General features: G+C 65.1%; 13 protein-coding genes. 7 read left to right on the top strand and 6 right to left on the bottom strand.

The features are described 5' to 3' along the window. Nucleotides 1–1,692, bottom strand: a 1,692-nt coding sequence (locus tag WCJ41_RS05620) for a SpvB/TcaC N-terminal domain-containing protein (protein WP_336904858.1), incomplete at its 3' end; no start/stop codon positions are given. 140 nt (nucleotides 1,693–1,832) lie between these two features. On the opposite strand from WCJ41_RS05620, the gene WCJ41_RS05615 reads away from it, so the two are divergent. The 6 genes from WCJ41_RS05615 to WCJ41_RS05590 all read left to right on the top strand — a co-directional run bounded on the left by WCJ41_RS05615 (nucleotide 1,833) and on the right by WCJ41_RS05590 (nucleotide 7,204). Beyond that, a complete protein-coding gene (locus WCJ41_RS05615; protein ID WP_336904857.1) occupies nucleotides 1,833–2,240 on the top strand; it encodes a sensor histidine kinase in 408 nt (135 codons plus the stop codon). A 57-nt stretch (nucleotides 2,241–2,297) separates the two neighbouring features. Continuing rightward, entirely contained in the window at nucleotides 2,298–5,177 is a 2,880-nt protein-coding gene (locus tag WCJ41_RS05610) for a bifunctional [glutamine synthetase] adenylyltransferase/[glutamine synthetase]-adenylyl-L-tyrosine phosphorylase (protein WP_336904856.1), read from the top strand. 69 nt (nucleotides 5,178–5,246) lie between these two features. Further along, nucleotides 5,247–5,702: an EF-hand domain-containing protein gene (locus WCJ41_RS05605; RefSeq protein ID WP_336904855.1), complete on the top strand. Its 456-nt coding sequence runs from the start codon at nucleotides 5,247–5,249 to the stop codon at nucleotides 5,700–5,702. A 21-nt stretch (nucleotides 5,703–5,723) separates the two neighbouring features. Next, complete coding sequence (locus WCJ41_RS05600; protein ID WP_336904854.1) at nucleotides 5,724–6,317, top strand: sigma-70 family RNA polymerase sigma factor; 594 nt, start codon at nucleotides 5,724–5,726, stop codon at nucleotides 6,315–6,317. A gap of 6 nt (nucleotides 6,318–6,323) precedes the next feature. Next, nucleotides 6,324–6,689 carry a hypothetical protein gene (locus tag WCJ41_RS05595; RefSeq protein WP_336904853.1) on the top strand — a complete coding sequence of 122 codons (366 nt, stop codon included), beginning with the start codon at nucleotides 6,324–6,326 and terminating at the stop codon, nucleotides 6,687–6,689. After that, on the top strand, nucleotides 6,686–7,204 hold the full coding sequence (locus tag WCJ41_RS05590) for a periplasmic heavy metal sensor (protein WP_336904852.1): 519 nt from the start codon (nucleotides 6,686–6,688) through the stop codon (nucleotides 7,202–7,204). The genes WCJ41_RS05595 and WCJ41_RS05590 overlap by 4 nt, the downstream gene beginning before the upstream one ends. A gap of 11 nt (nucleotides 7,205–7,215) precedes the next feature. On the opposite strand, the gene WCJ41_RS05585 is transcribed toward WCJ41_RS05590, so the two are convergent. From WCJ41_RS05585 to pepN, 3 genes are all read right to left on the bottom strand, one after another. Next, nucleotides 7,216–7,770, bottom strand: coding sequence for a HutD family protein (locus WCJ41_RS05585; protein ID WP_336904851.1), 555 nt, complete (start codon nucleotides 7,768–7,770; stop codon nucleotides 7,216–7,218). Nucleotides 7,771–7,773: 3 nt separating this feature from the next. Continuing rightward, nucleotides 7,774–10,080, bottom strand: a complete 2,307-nt coding sequence (locus WCJ41_RS05580; protein ID WP_336904850.1) for an ATP-binding protein — start codon at nucleotides 10,078–10,080, stop codon at nucleotides 7,774–7,776. A gap of 125 nt (nucleotides 10,081–10,205) precedes the next feature. After that, nucleotides 10,206–12,848: an aminopeptidase N gene (pepN, locus tag WCJ41_RS05575; RefSeq protein ID WP_336904849.1), complete on the bottom strand. Its 2,643-nt coding sequence runs from the start codon at nucleotides 12,846–12,848 to the stop codon at nucleotides 10,206–10,208. A 38-nt stretch (nucleotides 12,849–12,886) separates the two neighbouring features. On the opposite strand from pepN, the gene WCJ41_RS05570 reads away from it, so the two are divergent. Further along, nucleotides 12,887–13,357, top strand: coding sequence for a GreA/GreB family elongation factor (locus WCJ41_RS05570; protein WP_336904848.1), 471 nt, complete (start codon nucleotides 12,887–12,889; stop codon nucleotides 13,355–13,357). A 417-nt stretch (nucleotides 13,358–13,774) separates the two neighbouring features. On the opposite strand, the gene WCJ41_RS05565 is transcribed toward WCJ41_RS05570, so the two are convergent. Both WCJ41_RS05565 and WCJ41_RS05560 read right to left on the bottom strand, forming a co-directional pair. Continuing rightward, entirely contained in the window at nucleotides 13,775–15,025 is a 1,251-nt protein-coding gene (locus WCJ41_RS05565) for an FAD-binding oxidoreductase (RefSeq protein ID WP_336904847.1), read from the bottom strand. After that, nucleotides 15,022–15,930, bottom strand: a complete 909-nt coding sequence (locus WCJ41_RS05560) for a LysR substrate-binding domain-containing protein (RefSeq protein ID WP_336904846.1) — start codon at nucleotides 15,928–15,930, stop codon at nucleotides 15,022–15,024. Before WCJ41_RS05560 ends, WCJ41_RS05565 begins: the two co-directional genes overlap by 4 nt. Between the last annotated feature and the right edge of the window lie 6 nt (nucleotides 15,931–15,936).

Below are 15,936 nucleotides of genomic sequence, written 5' to 3'. Positions count from 1 at the left end.
GCTGTCAATGTTGTTCAGTCCCCAATTGACGACACTTGCCCTGCCTCGGCCTGAGAGGGCAATCCGCCCGTCCTCGAGGAGGAAATCGTCCTTGCCATCGCCGTCGAAGTCGCCTGCCTTGCCGTTTGCCGACTTCATCTTGACGTCGTCGTAAACGGTGCCGAAGCCTTCGCCGCCGCCGCCGCCCACCAGGCTTTTCACGGTGACTCCGGAGAACTTCCACGTCCGTGCGCACTGATCGCTTTGGCAGTCTTCCTGCGCGGTGCTCCATGCCCTGGCGAAGTCTGTCGCCCCGTCGCCATTGAAGTCGCCCAGCGCCGTGATTCTGTCGGAGTCCGGAAGTTTGCCGGCTGTCTTGGCCGACTGGATCGATATGAGCGAAAAACTCGCGCCCGACGGATTGCCATTGGCGAGCCGAAGTCTGTTTTCGATGCACACATAGGCGGGCCGGGGGTTGCCGACGCCACCCCTGGGGTTCGGAACAGGGGGCAGGGTTGCAGCGATGCAGAGTTTGGGCAGGTAGGCGTCGGTGTCCCAGCCATCACCGTTGAAGTCTCCCACAAGCTCGGCCGACTGCGGATAGTCGATAGGAAATCCTATCGAATCGAAGTCCTTCGCCGGCTTCAGCGCGGCGATTCCGGGGCCTGTCCAGTCCTGACGCTTGTCAAACACCGGATGACCTGCGGCATCGCCATTGTTCGTGTAGCTCATGCGCCAGGGCGGCAGCGACGTGCCCCCGGTAACCGTTCCTCCGGAAATGGCGGCGTCGACGCCGTATTTGCGAACCTCCGTCAGCCGTGACAGGCGCGTCGAGGCCGACGTCTCGTAACCCAATGCATAGGCGCCGCGGAGTTGGCCGCCGCTCCTGATCTCGATCGCCGTGATGCGCTTGCTCATCGCTCGCATTCCGCGGCCATCGCCGTAGGTGATGCGATCGGGGCGGTCCTGAGTATGGAAGACGATCTCGCTGGCTGGCGCGCCGGTGCCCGCGCTGAAAGCGCGGATCGTTGAAATCGTGCAATGGCCGAATGCGCAGTTCCAGCCATAGTCGACGTGGTTGCCGCGCCGGTCGGTGACCGAGGACAGGTGCCATCGGAATGTAACCTCGGATGGCCCTCCCTCAAGCGACGTGTAGGTTGACTTGACGCCGTCGCGGCTCGTGACCTCCCAGCTGTTCGAGGATGGATTCGCGCGGATGCGCATGAATGTCTCGAAGCGGCCGCTATAGGCGGTCTGCAAAGACGACGCCGTTGCACAGGAGGGGGTGGAAGCCGGGCTTGCCACCTCGGTGCAAGGCACCAGCTCCGTGCCATCAAGCGCGAAGCTATCCGTCGGGAAGCCGGCTGCGCCATAGGCCGGTACGCCGCGCCCGCTTGGCGCCTTGTTTTGTCCCGCCATGGGCGCGGGTGTTCCGGAAATCCGCTGGATCGCCGATACACCCTGCAGCGTCCAGCCCGTGCCCAGTTCACCACCTGCCGGGGGCAGGTTGCGAATGCCTGATGATGAGTCGTAGACCAGCTTAAGGTCCGGTTCGAGCCCGCGAAATGCCGGTACCTCGATTGGGATGACGCGACTGAAGCTGCCGTTGCGACCTTCGGTGGGAAGCTTCGGCTCCTTCGTGTCCGCGTCGCTCTGGGCGAAAGCCAAGCTGGAGATCAAGCCGAGTATAGCAATCGTGAGCGCCGCACGCATCGTCCTCTCCCGCATTCCATCAGGTGGACAAAGCTATATCTGTCTCACAGGCTCGCAATGAAAAATGATGAAAAATTAAAAGAAATTAACGAAATCGTTTTCATAGATAACATCGAATGTGGATTGTTCTCTGAGATGAGGTGGGGCCGCGCTCGGTGCTATGGCAGACTGTTTGCGCAACCCACAAGTATACGGCCAGCGAGTCTTACCACCAGCTGCTCGCCCAGGCCCTCACCAACCTCCTCGACAACGCGCTGAAATACGGCGCGCGTGACGGCGAGACGCCCGACATCACGGTGACCGGAACGCTCAAGGACGACAAGGTGGTGATCACCGTCGCCGACCACGGCGCCGGCATCCCCGAGAGCGACCGCGGCCGCGTGACGGAACGCTTCGTGCGCCTCGACCAGAGCCGCAGCAAGCCCGGCAACGGCTTGGGATTGAGTTTGGTGTCGGGCGTGATGAAACTCCACAAGGGCACGCTGGCGCTGGACGACAACGCCCCGGGCCTGAAGGCAAGCCTGGTGCTGCCGGTGTGGCGGGAGTAGGGGGGCGGCGCCAACGTCCGGTTTCCTCTTCTGCGCAACATGTTCTAGAACCGCATCATGTTGCTGAACTCCCCCGCCGCCACCCTCGATCAAAGCGCCGTTGCCCTCTTCCGCGCTGAAATGCCCGCCGGTGCCATTCCGGCTGCGGCGCTCGCGCTGGCGGAGAATATTGCTGGCGCCTCGCCCTTCCTGCGGCAGCTGATGCTGCGGGATCCGGCCTTCGCAGGGCAGGTGTTCACCGAAACGGCGGATGACCTGCTGGCAGAGCAGCTGGGCGTCCTCCGTAGCCTCGACCCCGCCCTGTCGCAGGCCGAGGTGATGGCGAGGCTCCGGCAGGCGAAGAAGCGGGTGGCGCTGCTCATCGCGGTGGCTGATCTCTCATGTGCCTGGACCGTGGAGCAGGTGACGGCGGCCCTCACGGATTTTGCCGATGCCGCGCTGGCGGTGGCGATCTCCTGGCTGCTCAGCGATTATGCGCGGCAGGGCAAGGTAACGCTGCCTGAGGCCGGGGCGCCTCTCATCAACTGCGGTTACGTGGCGCTCGCCATGGGCAAGCAGGGCGCGCATGAGCTCAACTACTCCTCCGACATAGACCTCATCATCCTCTACGACGCGTTGACGCCGCTGCTGGGTGACCCGCATGAGGCCGCCACCTTCTTCGTGCGCTTCACGAGGCGTCTCGTGCAGATCATGCAGGACGTGACCGAGGACGGCTATGTCTTCCGCACCGACCTGCGGCTGAGGCCCGATCCGCGCGCCACGCAGGTTGCGATCTCGATCGAGGCTGCCGCCATCTATTACGAGAACCAGGGCCAGAACTGGGAGCGCGCCGCCATGATCAAGGCGCGGCCCGTTGCAGGTGACACGGGCCTCGGCGATGAGTTCCTCGACCGGTTGAAGCCCTATATCTGGCGCAAGTACCTCGACTTCGCGGCGATTGCCGACGTGCAGTCGATGAAGCGCCAGATCCACGCCGTGAAGGGCCATGGCGAGGTGAAGGTCAGGGGCCACAATTTGAAGCTCGGGCGCGGCGGCATCCGCGAGATCGAGTTCTTCGTGCAGACCCAGCAGCTGATTGCCGGTGGCCGCAACCCGAAGCTCCGTGGACGGAGCACCATCGCCATGCTGGAGGCGCTGGCGGATGCCCAGTGGATCACCCATGAGGCGGCGGCCGAACTCACCTCCGCCTATCGCTTCCTGCGCGCCATCGAGCACCGGGTGCAGATGGTGAACGACGAGCAGACCCATAATTTGCCAGTGGAAGATCCCGCCTTCGAATCCATGGCCCGCTTCTGCGGCTTCGCCGATGGCGAGAGTTTCGACGTGGAGGTTCGCCGCGTGCTGGAATGCGTGCAGGGCCATTATTCGCGGCTGTTCGAGTCGGCGGATGAGCTGGGCACCGCGGGCGGCAGCCTGGTCTTCACCGGCGGCGAGGATGACCCCGAAACCATCGAGACCCTGTCGCGCATGGGCTACAAAAGCCCGTCGGAAGTTTCCGCCACCATTCGCGGCTGGCATTTCGGGCGCTATGCCGCCACCCGCAGCGCCAAGGCGCGCGAACTGCTGACGGAGTTGATGCCCAAGCTGCTCACCGCACTGGCGAACATGGGTGACGCCGATCTCGCCTTCCTCGCCTTCGACAAGTTTCTCGGCGGCCTTCCGGCCGGTGTGCAGCTGTTCTCCCTGCTGAAGGCCAACCCGAGGTTGCTCGACCTGCTGGCCACCATCCTCGGCAGTGCGCCGCGCCTGGCCGAGCAGCTGAGCCGCAGGCCGCAGGTGCTGGACGCCGTGCTGGACCCCGGCTTCTTCACCTCGCTTCCCTCCGAGGCCGAAATGGCGCAGCTCATCGCCGCCGCCATGCCAGACGGCGTGGAGACCGATGAAGTGGCGGACCGTGCCCGCATCGTGGGAAAGGAACAGGCCTTTCGCATCGGCGTGCGCGTGCTGTCGGAAACGGCGGGTGCGGCGGAAACGGGGCTTGCCTTCTCGCAGCTCGCGGGGCTGCTGCTGGGCCGCCTGCACCGCGCGGTGACGGAGGATGCAGCGCGTCGCAACGGCCACGTGCCGGGCGGCCGCAGTGCCGTCATCGCCATGGGCAAGCTCGGCGGGCATGAGATGACGGCGGGCTCGGACCTCGACCTCATCGTCGTCTATGATGCGGCGGAAGGGGCCGAGATGAGCGAGGGCGCGAAGCCCCTCAGCATCAACCAGTATTATGCCCGCCTGTCGCAGCGGCTGATCGCGGCGGTGTCGGCCCCCACGGCGGAAGGCGTGCTCTATGAGGTGGACATGCGGCTCCGCCCGTCGGGCAGCAAGGGCCCGGTGGCGGCGAGCCTTGCCAGCTTCGAGAGTTACCACCGCGATTCCGCCTGGACCTGGGAGAAGCTGGCCCTCACCAGGGCGCGGCCCGTCTGCGGCGATGCGGGGTTGATGAACGAGCTCACAACCCACATCCGTGGCGCCCTGTGCGAGCCGCGCGACGCTGTGAAGGTGCGGGATGACATCGTCGACATGCGCAAGCTCATGCTGAAGGAGCAGGGCACCGGCGGCGTGTGGGACGTGAAGCGGGCGCGCGGCGGCCTCGTCGAACTCGAATTCATCGCCCAGACGCTGCAGCTGATCCACGCCCATGATCACCCGGAGGTGCTGGATACCAACACCCTGGCAGCGCTGCAGAAGCTCCATGCGGCGGGGCTCGTGTCGGAGGCTGACCACGCGGCGCTGAAGCGGGCAGGGCTGCTCTACCACCGCCTCACCCAGATGCTCAGGCTCTGCCTCGACGGGCCCTATGACCCGCCCAGGGCGTTGCCCGCGCTCAACCTGCTGGTGGCCAACACGGCGGTAACGCCCGACATTGCCACGGCGGAGGCGCTGTTGGCAGAGGCCCAGGGCGAGGTGGCTGCCATTTTTGACCGGCTGATTGGGCCGGTTTCCTGATTTTTCCGCGACGGATTTCGGGTTCCCCTGCGTCTTGCCTTTAGGACAGCCACAAGGAGGAACCTGCCGATGACCCGACTGACCCTTGCCCTCGCCCTTTTCAGCGCCATGGCCGTGGTGCCCGCCACCGCCTTCGCCATGGAACCCTATCTGCCCAAGAGCCCGAAGGCCTTCACCAAGGTCGATGTCGATGCCAATGGCAAGGTCACCGCGGCGGAGATCACGCCGCGCGCCGAGAAGCGTTTTGACCGGTTGGATGCCGACCGCAACGGTGCCGTCTCCGCCGCGGAGCTCGACGCCGCGCTGCAGAAGGCCATGGAGCGCCGCCGCGACCGCATCCTGGCTGATCTCGACACCAACAAGGACGGCGCCATCTCCCGGGCCGAGCTCGATTCCTCGGTTGATCGGCTGATCGCCGCGGCGGACGCCGACCGTGATGGCGGCGTCACGCTGCAGGAGGCCAAGAGCTACCGTCTTGCCAAGCTCAGGAAACCCGCTACGCCTACCGGAGAACAGGCCAACTGACGAAGGGTCCGGACACACATCTTGACGACAAAGCCATCGGCTTTCCGCCAGATGACGGATGCCGGCCTGCTCGAGGCCGCCGCCGCAGGCTCGCACGCGGGCTTCGCCGAGATCGTCAGCCGCCATTACCAGCCGGTCTACCGGCTGGTGTGGCGGATGACCAACGGCGCGGCCGATGCCGAGGACATGGCGCAGGAGGCCTTCGTCAAGTTGTGGAAGAATCCGGGCCAGGTGCGCGAGGCAGCCGCCCTCAAGGGCTGGCTGATGCGGGTGGCCGCCAATGCGGTGGTCGACCGCAGCCGCAAGCCCCGCGCCGCCGCGCTGGACGATGCGCCGGAGCTCGAGGACCTGCAAGCGAGGCCCGATGCACCGCTCGACCGCGCGCAGGCAGCGCGCCTGGTGGACGCCCGCATCGCGGCCTTGCCGGAGCGGCAGCGGCTGGCGCTGTCGCTTGTGTATTTCGAGGGGCTGACCAATATCGAGGCCGCGGCCGTGCTGGAGGTGAGCGTCGATGCGCTCGAGTCGCTCCTAGCACGGGCGCGGCGTGGGCTGAAGGACAGCCTGTCATCCGAGTGGCGCGATCTGCTCGGCGGGCTGGTTGAAACGGGGCAGTGAGAGACGATGATGGAACAGGACAACAATCGTTCTGAGGACCGCGAGACCCGCGCCGTGCTGGCGCATGCCTCCGCGCCGCAGCTACCCGCTGGCGCGATGGACAGGCTGATGGCGCGCATCGCAGAGGAGCCGCAGCAGGCGAAGGTCGTTCACTTTGCGCCGCGGCCGCGCGCCGCGCCAACATTCTGGCGCTATGCAGCGGCCGTGCCGCTTGCCGCTTCGCTGGCACTGGGCGTCTGGCTCGGCGCCAATGGCAGGATGGATTTCATGATGCCCAGTGCCGTCACCGGCGGCGTGGCCCTCAATGACGATGCGCCGGTGGATGATCTGGGCGGCGTGGGCGATGCCTATGCCGAGGAGGGCACCATATGAGCGAGACCACGCCCGAGGTTGCGCGCAAACCGATCAACTGGCTGGTGGTGACGCTCGTCGCCTCGCTTGCTGTCAACCTGTTGGTCGCCGGTGCGGCTGCGGCGCGCTGGTATGTGGGGGCTGGTCCGGAGCGTTATGCCCGCCTCACCCAGACGCAATTGATCCCGCGCTTCTTCTTCCGCGACCTCGATCGCGCGCGTCGCATGGAGCTGCTGGGCGTCCTGAAGACGCAGGACAAGCAGGTCCGCGAAGGCCGCCGCGCCGTGAAGGCGCAGGTGACGGAGCTTGCCGATGCGCTGGAGACCGAGCCCTATGACCAGGCTCGCGTCACGGCCGCGGTGGAGGGCTTCACGGCGAAGAGCGAGGCGCTGTTCATGACCGGCGGCGAGGCCGCGCTGTCCGTCATCGACCAGCTTACTCCTGAAGAGCGCAAGATGATGGCGCAGCACCTTCGCAACCGCGAGGACCGTGGCCGTGGCAAGCCGGATGATGACAAGAAGCCGGATTCTCCCTGATCCCTCTGCGGTCAGGTCAAAGCCTCGAAGCCGATGATCAGCAGCTCCGCCTTTCCGCTCACCGTCAGCGGCGCGGCATCATCGAGCAGCACCGTGTCGAAGCGATGTGCCACGCCGTCCGCCACCTTCAGTTCGCCGCCCAGCACGAACAGCGCTGCCATGCCCCATCCGTGATCGATCGCCTGCGCACCGTCGATGCGCAGCCTCGCCGCCCGCATCCGTATCCGCTCCCGCCGGACCATGATGTTGAGGTCGCTGACAGGGCCATCGACAAGGGCTGCAAACACCTCCGCCTCACCGCGGAAGTCGGCGTGCCCGCCAGGCAACAGCCTCTGTGCACCATCGGCAAAGCGCAGGTCGAGGCCAGCACCTTCGAGAATGTAAAGCCGCCGGTCGATGCCTTCGAAGCGTGAGAAGGGGCCATCCTGAGACACCTCCGCTGTCGAGATGCGCCAGTCGAAATCACCGATGTCACTGCCGGGTGGAAAGCACGCGATCTGACGTGTCACGCCACCGCCGTTCTTCCAGGGCGTGGCAAGGAGGCTATCGAAGGGAATGAGGCGCAAGTCTCAAGCGACCTTGGCGGCGGCTTGGCGCAGCGGGAAGGTGACGGTCACCTCCGTGCCCTGGCCCACCGCGCTGCGAATGGTCAGCGTGCCGCCGTGGAGCTCCACGAAGGACTTGGAGATGGCAAGGCCAAGGCCCGATCCGCCGCGGGATTTTGTGAACTGGTTTTCCACCTGCTCGAAGGGCCGGCCCAGCTTTTCGATGTCGCGCGCGGGGATGCCGATGCCGGTGTCGCGAATGGCAATCGCCATCACGCCATTTGAGGCGAGTGCCGAGACAGTGATGCGCCCGCCCTCGGGGGTGAACTTCACGGCGTTGGAGAGAAGGTTGATCAGCACCTGCTTGAAGGCGCGGCGGTCGGCCCAGAGCGTGAAGCCCTGCGGCACCTGGCGCTCCACCGTCACGCCACCCTCGAAGGCGCGCGGCGTGATGAGGCGCATCACCTCGTCCAGGGCCGCATCCACCTGCAGCGTCTCGCATTCGAGCGACATGCGGCCAGCCTCGATCTTCGACATGTCGAGAATGTCGTTGATGACGTCGAGCAGGAACTGGCCGCTGCGGTGAATGTCGCGCGAGTATTCGGCATATTTGTCTGATCCCATCGGCCCGAACATCTGGGAGAGCATCACTTCCGAGAAGCCGATGATGGCGTTGAGCGGTGTGCGCAGCTCATGGGACATGTTGGCGAGGAACTCGGACTTTGACCGGTTCGCCGCCTCGGCCCGCGTCTTCTCGCGGGCATATTTGTCGGCGAGGTCGGCGAGGCGCTGGGCCTGCTGGTCGGCGAGCAGTCGCTCCTTCTGCAGGTCGCGCACCGTCATCATCAGCTCGCGCTCGGACATGCGCAGGCGCTCTTCCTGCAGCTTCAGCGCGGTGATGTCGGTGCCCACCGACACGAAGCCGCCGTCCTTGGTGCGCCGCTCGTTGATCTGCAGCCAGCGCCGGTCGGCAAGCTGCACCTCGAAGGAGCGGCCCTCGCCGCCGCCTTCGCCGCGGATGCCGGTGCGCTTGGTGATGGCGGGCTCCTTGGCGGAGCGCACCACGTCCTCATAGGCCGTGCCGGGAATGCACACGGAGGCCGGCAGCGAATGGAACTGCTGGTACTTGGAATTGCAGAGGACGAGGCGGTTGTCGGCATCCCACAGCACGAAGGCTTCCGAGATGTTCTCGATCGCGTCCTTGAGGCGGAGCTCGGCATCCTTGTTCAGCTTGTCGGCCAGCTTCTGCTGGGTGATGTCGAAGACGATGCCCATCAGGTGCGGCTGGCCTTCCGTTTCGCCAGGCGCCAGGGCCACGCGGGCCCTGAGCCACACATAGTGGCCGTCCTGGTGGCGCATGCGGAATTCCTGGTCGAAGGAGGTGATCTGACCGTCCAGCAGCTGCTCCACCGATTCTTCCAGCTGCGTGTCGCTCTCGTGGATGCGGCCCGCCATCTCCGCGAAGCTCAGGTAGTCGCCCTTCACCGGCATGCCCAGCATGTCGAACATCGAGCGCGACCAGAAGATGATGCCGCGGTTCACGTCCCAGTCCCACATGCCGCACTGGCCGCGGTCCAGCGCCTTGTCGAGGCGCGCGGTGGCCACACCGAGGATGGTGTCCGCCTCCGCCGCCTTGGCCGCCTGCCAGTGAAAGGCCGCACCCAGCAGCATGAGAACCAGGAAGGTGACGATGAACAGCGCCGTCACCTGCGTCACGCCGGAGCGCCAGGCGGAGAGCACGTCCTGCTGGCGTTGCAGCACGATCAGCGTGCCGGGATAGTCGCCCAGGTCATACATCGAGACGAAGGCCTCTTCTCCCGAGGCCAGTGTCAGCGGCGCCATCTCGCCGGTATTGATCGGCGTCTCGGTGATGAAGCTGGGCGACAGCACGCTGGTGATCGACTTGCCGTCAAGGCCTTCGGAAGCGGGCGCGCTGGCGGCAATCTCGCCTGCGCTGTTGGCAACCGCAAAAATGCGCTCCTCGGCCAGTGCTTCTGGCGGCAGCAGCGAATGGAGATAGTCGCTGCTCAGCACCGGCGGCGTGCGCCCTGCGGCCTGTGCCGCCAGCATGTCGGCCTTGATGTGCTGCGCCACGAGTTGCCCCTGCAGCGCCGAAAGCTTGTTCTGTTCGGCGACATGGGTGGTGCGGCTGTCGGTCAGCTGCACCAGCAGCGAACTGCCGAGCATGAGGAGGAAGAGAATGATGAGCGAGGTGATGAGCAGGCGCAGGTGGCGCTCGCCGATGGTGATGCGGAACCGGCTGGGCCACGGCGAAGGGAGCTTGAGGACCCTCTCCTTGAAGAACAGCTCGCCGATGTGCGTCTTGCCCAATCTTTTCCCCTGAAACCCTGCCACCCCGCGGCTGGGAGACTTTGAAAACACGGACGCCACCACTGATCGAATCACCGGCTATTGATTCGATTTGGGGGTGATTTGTCCAGTGTTTAGAATGGGATTCAGGAGCTCGCGATCTTCGACACGATCTCGTAGACATCGCGTGACAGCGAAGGCTCGGCAAGGATCCTCTCGAGCTCCGCCTGGGCGGCTGATTTTCGACTCGAATTCAACAGCTTGCAGCTTCTGAAGCCGGTGGCGAGGCGCGAGGCCACCTGCGGGTTCATGGGGTCGAGCTTCAGGATCGCGTCGGCGATCACCTTGTAGCCGGAGCCGTCCTCGGCGTTGAAACCCGCCGGATTGCCCCCCACGAAGCCCGAAAGCAGGGAATAGACCTTGTTGGGCGTCGTCCACTTGAAGTCCGGGTGCTGCGTCAGCCGTTCGATCCGCACAGCGGCGTTTGGCCCCTGGGCCTGGGCATTCAGCATCAGCCACTTGTCGATCAGCAGGTGCTCATGGGCGTGGCGCGTGTGGAAGCGGTCGAGGGCAGCCTCGCGCTCCGGGCAGTCGATCTGCATCAGCGCGGCGAGAGCGCCCATCTCGGCGCTCATGTTGTGAGCTGCCTCGAGCTCGGCGAGGGCCTGCGCGATGCCGTGCTTGGCGTTGCCCATCACCATGAGTGACAGCGCCGTCTGCCGCAGCGCGCGCCGCGCGGTAGAGGCGGGGTCGGGGCGATAGGGGCCGGGCTCGCCGGTGCGCTGCCAGATCGCGTCGAGTTCCGTGGCGAGCTGCTTCGCAATGGCGGTGCGCAGGCCATCACGCGCCGAATGCACCTTGTCGGTGTCGACGTCGGCGCCAAGTGCGGCGGCAATCTCGCTCTCGCTCGGCAGCACCAGCATCAGTGCCTTGAAGGCATCGTCCACGGCAGGGTCGTCGATGATCTTCTTCAGCGCCGCCGCATAGGCCCTGACGTCGGCCTCCGTGGCGGTGCCGCGATAGGATGCGAGCACCAGGTTGCGGCCCAGCCGCTGGCCCGCTTCCCAGCGGTTGAAGCTGTCGCCATCATGCGCCATCAGGAACAGCTCATCCGCGGTGGAGAGATTGGCCTCCATCTTCACCGGAGCTGAGAAGCCCCGGTTGAGCGACAGCACCGGGCGCGACTTCACATTGTTGAAGCGGAAGGTCTGGCGCTGCTCCGTCAGTTCAATGACCGGCGTGTTGAGCGCGCCCACGCCGTCGAGGTCCAGCGGCATGTCTGCGCCATCAGGGCCGACAAGGCCAAGCCCCAGCGGCATGTGCAGCGGCTGCTTCTCCGCCTGTCCCGGCGTCGGCTTGACCTGCTGTTCAAGCGTCAGCGTGTATTGCTTCGCGGCAGCGTCGTAGTGTCCTTCTGCCGTCACCGTGGGCGTACCGGCCTGCGTATACCATGTGAAGAACTGCGTGAGGTTGCGGCCCGAGGCTTCCGCCATGCATTGCACGAACTGCTCGACGGTTGCGGCCTCGCCGTCATGCCGCTCGAAGTAAAGGTCCATCGCCTTGCGGAAGGCCTGATCGCCAATCAGCGTCAGCATCATGCGGCAGATTTCAGCACCCTTCTCATAGACGGTGGGCGTGTAGAAGTTATTGATCTCGATGTAGGCCGAAGGCCGCGGCGGGTGCGACAGCGGGCCATTGTCCTCGGGAAACTGCCGCGCGCGCAGTGTCTTCACGTCGCTGATGCGCTTCACCGCGCGCGAGCGCAGGTCGGAGGTGAACTCCTGGTCGCGGAACACGGTGAGGCCTTCCTTCAGGCACAGCTGGAACCAGTCGCGGCAGGTGATGCGGTTACCCGTCCAGTTGTGGAAGTATTCATGCGCGATGATCGCCTCGATGTTGACATAGTCGCCATCCGTCGCGGTCTCGGGGTTGGCGAGGATGTACTTGTCGTTGAAGACGTTGAGCCCCTTGTTCTCCATCGCCCCCATGTTGAAGTCAGGGACAGCCACGATGTTGAACACGTCGAGGTCATACTCACGCCCGAAGCGCCGCTCGTCCCAGTGCATGGATTCCTTCAGCGACTCCATGGCCCACGCACAGCGCTCCTCATTGCCCTTCAGCACATAGATGCCGAGTGAGACGTGGCGGCCCGACATGGTGGTGAAGGTGTCATGCACGGCTCCTAAGTCCCCAGCCACCAGCGCGAAGAGGTATGATGGCTTGGGAAAGGGATCGTCCCACACTGCATAGTGCCGCGACGTGCCGCCGATCACGCCGTCCTCGCGCGGGTTGCCGTTGGAGAGCAGCACGGGAACAAGCGCGCGGTCTGCCTCGATCCGCACCGTGTAGCGCGCCATCACGTCCGGCCGGTCGTAGAAATAGGTGATGCGGCGGAAGCCCTCGGCCTCGCACTGGGTGCAGAACACGCCACCCGACACATAGAGGCCCGAAAGCTCGGTGTTGGCGGCTGGATTGCAGGTGGTCACGATCTCCAGCGTGAAGGGCTGCTGCGGAACCGACGAAATGGTGAGGGAAGTCTGCCCAACCTCGTACTGACCAGCCTGCAGCGCGGTGCCGTCCAGCACCAGCGACGTGAGCGTGATGCGCTCGCCATCCAGCACCAGCGGCGCGTTCTTCTCGGCACTCGCAGGGTTCGGCCGCAGCGACAGGCGTGAGCGCACTTCCGTGGCTTGCGGCTCGAGTCGGAAAGCAAGGTCCACGCTATCGATCAGATAAGGCACCGGCCGGTAGTCGGTGAGGTGGATCGGCTGTGGCGTCTCGGTCTTCATGGGGCTAAACCTATGCGTGAGTTGAGAGCATTGAACCCATGAGCCGCGCCTTTGTCAAAGAACAAGATGATGTTCCGGAAGACCTTCCCGAACGTCCGGTCAGCAGCAACCCGAATTTCGTGACTGCGCGCGGCCTGGGCCTCATCGATGCCGAGATCGACTCGTCTCGCAAATTGCTGGCGCAAGGCCAGCACGCGCAGGACAAGGCAGCCATTTCCAGAGCCTCGCGAGACCTCCGCTACTGGACCCTCAGGCGTTCCACCGCGCAATTGGTGGAGGCTGCGAAGACGCCCGCGATGGTGGGCTTCGCCACGCGCGTCTCAATCGAACGCGATGACGGACGCAAGCAGACTTTTTCAATCGTCGGTGAGGACGAGGCAGACCCATCGAATGGCCTCATCGCCTATACCTCCCCCATGGCCCGCGCGCTGATGGGCAAGGCTGTCGGCGAGTATGCCGAAGCGCCGGGCGGCGAGGTGGAGATCACGAGGCTTGAACCACACACCTGACCGATCATCACGCCGTGAGCACCATCACGGCCGGGCTTGACCCGGCCATCCTCTTTGTGGGGGCAAAAGGGATGCGCGGGTCAAGCCCGCGCATGATGATCTGCAAGTGATGTGTGGCGTGGCAAAGCTCCGCCCCGCGTTCCGGGGCGTGGCCACGCCGGGGAACGGGAGGGGCAGGGCCGGGGCGGCCTTGCGAAATCAGATTCACGATGTCAATCAGCAGCAAACACGAAAGTGAATACATACCTAACATAGGTGCTACTGAAAGTCAAGGAAAAAAGTCCGCATCTCGACTGGGAAGCCCCACCTCCCAACCCTCATCATCGTCGGGCGTGACCCGGCGATCCTTTTCGCCACCGCCAAAAAAGATGCCCGGGTCAGGCCCGGGCATGATGAGTTTGAGAGGATTAGGGAAATTCAGAACCGGTCCACCCGGAACGGCGCCATGTCAATGTTGGTCTTGGCCCCCGTCATCGCCTCGGCGATCAGCCGCCCGGTGCTCGGCCCCCAGGTGAGCCCCATGTGGCCATGGCCGAAGCCGTACCAGACGTTTGCCGTGGCTTTCGACGGACCGATCACAGGGAGCGAGTCCGGTGTGCCGGGCCTACGCCCCATCCAGCGCGTCGTCTCCGCGTCGGGCTCGCGAAGGTCCGGCAGCACAGTCTTGAAGTTCGTCCACAGCGCATCGGCGCGGGCATAGTTGGGTGCGGCATCGAGGCCCGCGAACTCGTCCGAGCCTGCGAGCCTCAGCCCCATCTCCATCGGCGTCGCCGCACCGGGCTTTCCCGCATAGGTCAGCGAGCGCGACAGGCTGACGCCCGAATTCGGCAGCACCATGTGGTAGCCGCGCTCGGCCTCCAGCAGCACCTTCTCGCCCAGCTGCTTCGCCAGCAGGTGGGAATAGGCGCCCGCACAGATCACCAGCTTGTCCAGCTTGTGCAGGCCATGATCCTTCAGCCGCAGCGCGCTCACGCGGTTGCCTTCCCGCTCCAGCGTAACCACCTCGTCCTGCAGCACCGTGCCGCCGTTCTTCACCACCTCCGCCGCGATGGACTTCACCGCGCGGCCCGGGTTGGTGAGGAAGAACCAGCCGCCGTGGAACACGCCGCAATGAACGTTCTTGCCCAGCGCCGGCTCCAGCTCGCGTGCCTCGTCGCCCGACAGGCGCTTCATCTCGTAACCGTAAGCTTTCTTGACCGCGCGCTCATTCGCCTCCGAAAGATACTGCGCCTCGTTGTCGTAAAGTCGCAGCGTATCCTGCAGCCGGATCATGTCTGCCGTGCCTGCCGCCTTCAGCAGCGTCTCGAAGTCGGAGACGACCCGCATGGCCAGGTCGGCACGTGCCGCGGTAATCGCCTTCACCCGGTCCGGCAGCGAGTTGCGGGCGAGCGACAGGAACCACGGCAGCGCCTTGGGCAGGTATGACCAGCGGATGGTGAGCGGCCCCAAGGGGTCCATCAGCCACCCCGGAATCTTCAGCAGCATGTGCGGGTGCACGGTGGGCACGATCTCGGCGAAGGCGAGGCCCCCGGCGTTGCCGAAGCTCGCCTCTTCGCCCGGCGGCACGCGGTCGACGATGGTCACCTTGTAACCTTCGCGCTGCAAAAAGGCGGCGGCCGAAACGCCGACGATGCCGGCGCCGATAATGGTGGCTGAAGGCTGGGTCACGTTCTGATATTCCTGAAGTAGTCGATGCAATGCGCCTCGAAGGCCGAGACCAGCCGTGTCTTGCGCATTTGTTTCAGCGCCGCAAGCGCGATGACGCCGCGCGCCACCTCGTCCGCGATGGGCCGCACGGCGAGCTCCTCTCCGGCATAGGAATGGTCGCCGAAGGGCCTGGTCACGAGGATGGAATATCCCAGTCCTTGCCCCACCAGCCCGCGCACCACCTCGAGTGAGGGGGACGAGAAGGCCACGTTCGGCACGATCCCGGCGCCTTCGAGGATGCGCGTGAAGTAGGTGCGGCTGGGCGCAATGTCGAGCAGCACGAAGGGTTCGTCCTTCAGCGTGATCAGCGGCACGTTCTTCAGCCGCGTGAGCTTGTGCTTGCCCGGCAGCAGCACATGCGGCGCGAAGGAGGCAAGCGGCGTCACCGTGAAGTCCTCCGGCATGTCGACGTCGTAGAGCAGGGCCAGGTCGAACTCGCCGCTCCTCACGCCCTTCAGCAATTCGTCCTGCGTTCCCTCCGCCATGCGGATCGTGACGCGCGGGTGCTGGCTCATGAAGCCCTTGATCAGCGGCGGCACGAAGGACGGCGCGATGGTGGCGAAGCTGGCAAGTGCGAGCTGGCCCTCGATGGCGGTGCCCGCCGCCGCCGTGTCGCGCTGCAGGTCCTGCGCGTGGGTGAGCAGGTTCCGCGCCTCGGCGAGGAAGCGCAGCCCGGCGGGCGAGGGGCTCACGCCTTGCGCATGGTGGCGGATGAACAGCTGAAGCCCGATCTGCGCCTCGAGCTTGGCGAGCGAGGCCGAAAGCGTGGGCTGGGCCACCCCCAGATGCGCCGAGGCGGCCGCCACCGAGCCATGGTCCCAGATCGCCACGGCATATTCGATCTGGCGCAGCGTATAGCGCAGCATCGCAAA

Origin of the sequence: Aestuariivirga sp., from assembly GCF_037139295.1 — a bacterium.
Taxonomy (GTDB): Bacteria; Pseudomonadota; Alphaproteobacteria; order Rhizobiales; family Aestuariivirgaceae; genus Aestuariivirga.
The sequence above is the reverse complement of the archived record's forward strand: the minus strand, read 5'-3'. Positions and strand labels throughout refer to the sequence as shown.

Bases quoted from the DNA above. Each gene is read 5' to 3' on its own strand.
- WCJ41_RS05610 (WP_336904856.1), top strand. From the start codon at position 2,298: ATGTTGCTGAACTCCCCCGCCGCCACCCTCGATCAAAGCGCCGTTGCC.
- pepN (WP_336904849.1), bottom strand. From the start codon at position 12,848: ATGAAGACCGAGACGCCACAGCCGATCCACCTCACCGACTACCGGCCG.
- WCJ41_RS05595 (WP_336904853.1), top strand. From the start codon at position 6,324: ATGATGGAACAGGACAACAATCGTTCTGAGGACCGCGAGACCCGCGCC.
- WCJ41_RS05605 (WP_336904855.1), top strand. From the start codon at position 5,247: ATGACCCGACTGACCCTTGCCCTCGCCCTTTTCAGCGCCATGGCCGTG.
- WCJ41_RS05590 (WP_336904852.1), top strand. From the start codon at position 6,686: ATGAGCGAGACCACGCCCGAGGTTGCGCGCAAACCGATCAACTGGCTG.
- WCJ41_RS05570 (WP_336904848.1), top strand. From the start codon at position 12,887: ATGAGCCGCGCCTTTGTCAAAGAACAAGATGATGTTCCGGAAGACCTT.
- WCJ41_RS05560 (WP_336904846.1), bottom strand. From the start codon at position 15,930: ATGCTGCGCTATACGCTGCGCCAGATCGAATATGCCGTGGCGATCTGG.